Annotated in this window: 2 protein-coding genes and 1 pseudogene; all 3 read left to right on the top strand. The window is 31.6% G+C overall.

The features are described from left to right. Positions 1-476 precede the first annotated feature (476 nt). Entirely contained in the window at positions 477-917 is a 441-nt protein-coding gene (locus Q0F58_RS17385) for a hypothetical protein (RefSeq protein ID WP_294379129.1), read from the top strand. Between the two features lie 293 nt (positions 918-1,210). Continuing rightward, positions 1,211-2,970 (top strand): annotated as a pseudogene (locus tag Q0F58_RS17380) (ABC transporter ATP-binding protein). A gap of 16 nt (positions 2,971-2,986) precedes the next feature. Next, positions 2,987-4,558, top strand: a 1,572-nt coding sequence (locus tag Q0F58_RS17375) for an ABC transporter ATP-binding protein (RefSeq protein ID WP_294379128.1), incomplete at its 3' end; no start/stop codon positions are given.

The following is a 4,558-nucleotide window of genomic DNA, read 5'->3' as shown; positions in this document are numbered from 1 at the left end:
AGCTTAGAGGTAGTTCACATTAAAGGATTAAGATCATAACTAAAAGATGAAATACTTTAGTTAATAGAATATTTAAGTAATATATGTTTTCCCCACTTGTGGGGAAAAGTTTTAGGAATAGATAATTTACAAGATAATGCTCATCAGTCAGAATTTCCAACGTCTCATTATCATGGAATTACTGTTACTATTGATTTTTCCATGGTTACAAGTGAGATGGAAAATGTACTGGAATTATTGAATGTGGATTTACATCATATAAGAGAGCTTTCTCAAATGCATGATTTTATGATTATCCGGGCAAATTCTAGTATAGAGCATATTTTTTCAGAACTATATACAGTTCCTATAAAAATCCAGCATGGTTATATTCGGGTTAAGATTTTGGAACTGCTTCTTGTACTGACTGAACTGAATTCTTTGGAAAGTAAGCCAAGCCATAATATACATTTTTCTGAAATGCAGATCAAGATTATATGGTTACAGGTAAGCTTTATGGCAAGGAAGCCGTTGAAGCCTATGCAGATGGTAATGGTGTCTATGATTGTGATTTCACGCAAGGTGTAAGAACATTGGAATTTGATGGCTCTGCTTCTAAAATCAAAGGTTATGATGTTAATGGAAACAAGCTGTTTGAACATAAATATCATTATATTGGAATGGAGGAAGTTCGTGGCTTGTATGAGTATGAAAGCGATGATGATGATTCTGGAGAGTTCACTTATTTTTGTATCGCTCCTGATACATCTGACACAACTTATCATATTGAGTTTCGATATGGCAGCGACTTAGATCAATTGGGAAAGTATGATGCTGGTGATTATGCATACTGGCTTGCTGCTGGTATTTCCACTGAATATGATCAGACTATGGTTGAGAACTGCATCAAGCTTTTCTGCACTGAAAATTTGTCTTAATAGACAAAGATTAACATAAAAAATATCACATAATTCATGAATAAGATGAATTGTGTGATATTTTTTTGTGCGTAAATAAAATGTCTAATTGGATAATAGTAGTCCAAATGGAATTGAGGAAAATTTAAGGCTGGGATAAGATGATTATAGAAAAGGTAATAAAAATTCTGTTTATATTGAAAATGATTATTATTATATAGAAGCGTTGATAATGTATATTACAAGGTTGAAATTATATTTAATATTTATCTGCTCTATATAAATGATATTTCTAAAGAAAGAGAGTGAATAAAATGAAAAAGAAAAACTGGATATCAAACCTTATGGTTTATGCAGCATATTGCAGAGGAAAAATAATTTTATCAGTAGTCTTTTCAATCATAAGTATATTATGTGGACTTATACCTTATGTTTCAGTTTATAAGATTATTCAAGAGTTTATAAGCAATTCTATCTTGCAAAGATAATCTGTTTTGCAATATCAACATCTTTGTCACATATATCAGCATATGAGATATTGGAGAGATTAAGAATTCAAGTTGTTGATAAATTTATTAAAGCACCTCTCGGAAGTGTAATGTCTAAAAGTATTGGTGAGATAAAAAATATGATAGTTGATAAAATTGAAAATATTGAACCGCCACTTGCACATATGATTCCTGAATTTACAGGAAATGCAGTTCTTCCTATTACCATATTCATATTTTTAATATTGCTTGACTTTAAAATGGCATTAGCATCAATAGTTACAATTCCATTAACAATTATTCCTTTTGTAATTCTAATGAAACAAAGCAGCAGTAAATTTGATAAATATATAGAATCAGGAAATTATGTAAGCAGTGTAATCGTAGAATATATTGAAGGAATACAAGTTATCAAGGCATTTGGCCAGACTGGAAAGTCGTATGAAAAATTTGAAACTGCTATTACAGATTACAGGGATTTTATACTTGACTGGTTTAGAAGTACATGGATAACTATGAAATTATGTTTTGCATTATTGCCATCAACTCTTCTTGGTACAGTACCTATGGGGTTATATCTATACACAAAAGGGGAATTAGATCCTTCACAAGTTTTATTATGTTCTATGCTTTCTATGTCTATGGTAGGATCCCTTGCAAAGATAGAAGTATTTGGAAATGAAATGAAAAAGATGTCATTTATGGTTAATGAAACTCAGAGTTTCTTAGATATGAAGGAACTCCCTGAACCACAAAAAGAAGCAGAGGTTTTAAATTATGATGTAGAACTGGATGATGTACATTTTTCTTATGATGAGACTGATGATAAGGAAGTGTTAAAGGGAATTGATTTGAAACTGCCTAATGGGACATTTACAGCATTGGTTGGACCATCTGGGGGAGGAAAGTCAACAGTTGCAAAACTTATAGCAAGATTCTGGGATGTAACATCTGGAAGTATAAAGATTGGCAACGTAAATGTTAAAGATATGCCTCTTTCACAGGTTTCATCATTAATAAGCTTTGTTACTCAGGACAATTTCCTTTTCAATTGTTCCCTTCTTGAAAATATAAGAGTAGGTAATCCTAATGCAACTGATGAAGAAGTTTATAAAGCAGCAAAAGCAGCACAATGTGATGAATTTATAGATAAATTAGAAAATGGATATAACACTATGGCTGGAGAAGCAGGAAAATCCTTGTCAGGAGGAGAAAAGCAGAGAATTGCAATTGCAAGAATGATATTAAAAAATGCTCCAATTGTAATATTGGATGAAGCAACAGCTTTTACTGATCCTGAAAATGAGCATAAGATTCAAAAGAGCATTGGAGCTCTTACAAAAGGAAAAACAATACTTGTAATAGCTCATAGATTGTCAACAATAAAAAATGCAGATAATATTGTGGTTCTTAAGGATGGAAGAATTGAGGCACAGGGAACACAAGATGAATTATTAGAAAAATGCCCTCTTTACCTTAAGATGTGGAAAGCACATATTGGTGCCAAAGCATGGGCAGTATCAAAGAGACAAGCAATGGAAAAGAAAGAAATAGATAAAACAACATTAAATAAATCAGTATGTTAAAAGGAAGTGAATACATATGTTTAAGACTGTAAAGAGAATCATTGAATGGTGTGGGGACTTTAAAAGCAGATTATATATAGGATTTGTATGTTCGTTTTTCTCAACATGGTTTGTCGCAGCTCCAGTAATGATTGCTGCATATACAATAGGAATGATTATTGATGATGCCAGAGGAAAAGCAGTGTTTGATAAAAAATGGATTTTATTTTCAATAGGATTGATAGCAGCATCAATATTCTGCAGATTTCTTTTGGATTATATACGAGCAAGATTTCAGGAGAGCATAAGTTTTGAACTTGTGGCAAGAGATCGTCTTGCTATAGGCGATATTTTAAAGCGTGTTTCTCTTGGATATTTTGAAAGAGTGAATACAGGTGAAATATTAAATGCTGTAACAACTGGACTTGGAACTCTTGAATCAATGGGAATAAGAATGATAGATACTATTGTAGGTTCATATATAAACTGTTTATGCATGTTTTTATTTATCGCATTTTTCAATCCTTTTGTGTCACTTATAATACTTCTCGGAGTAGGATTATCATTTATATTTCTTATTGGAATTTCTAATAAGAGTACTCAATATGCACCTATATCAGCAAAAGCAAATAAAGATTTATCAAATGCTGCAATCGAATATGCCAGAGGACTTGCTGTAGTAAAATCCTTTGGACAATCAGGTGCCTCAGTTGCTTCTATGAAGAAAGCATGCAGAGACAGCAGAAATATAAATGTTAAAATTGAACTTGGTTTTAATAAGAATAATTGTGCACATATATATTCATTAAAACTTGCATCAGTTGGACTTGTGGCAGCAGCTTCATACCTTGCATTAAAAGGTTCTATGCCTTTTCCTGTAATGATTATGTTTTGTATGTTTTCATTCCTGATTTTTGAAGGAGTTGAATCCATAAGTGATTCAGCACATGTTATGGGGATAATTGAGAATGCAATGGATGAACTTGACAAATTAAAGAGTGAAAAGTTTATAGATGAAGATGGAAAAGATATTAAACTTGATAATTTTGATATAGAATTTAAAGATGTTTCATTTGGATATGGAAAAAGAAATATAATAGATGATGTGAATTTTGATATTAAAGAACATTCAGTAACAGCAATTGTAGGACCTTCAGGAAGTGGTAAAACAACTTTATGCAATCTTTTAGCAAGATTCTATGATGTAAATAGTGGAGAAATAAGAATAGGAAATCACAATATTAAAGACTTGACATGTGAAAGTTTATTATCAAATATGGCAATGGTATTTCAGAATGTATATCTATTTAATGATACAATAGCCAATAACATTGCATTTGGAAAAAGTGATGCAACTAAAGAAGAAATTATTGAAGCAGCTAAAAAAGCTTGCTGTCATGATTTTATAATGGAACTTCCAAATGGATATGATACAGTAGTTGGAGAAGGTGGTTCTTCACTTTCAGGAGGACAGAAACAGCGTATATCAATTGCAAGAGCAATGCTTAAAGATGCACCAATAATAATACTTGATGAAGCGACAGCTTCTATTGATCCTGAAAATGAACATCTTATTCAATCAGCAATATCAGAACTTACAAAAGGTAAA

The sequence above is a fragment of the uncultured Clostridium sp. genome (assembly GCF_934754915.1).
Lineage (GTDB): Bacteria > Bacillota > Clostridia > Clostridiales > Clostridiaceae > Clostridium.
The sequence above is the reverse complement of the archived record's forward strand: the minus strand, read 5'-3'. Positions and strand labels throughout refer to the sequence as shown.

Coding starts and splice junctions, on each gene's coding strand:
- Q0F58_RS17385 (WP_294379129.1), top strand. CDS start 477: ATGGTTACAGGTAAGCTTTATGGCAAGGAAGCCGTTGAAGCCTATGCA.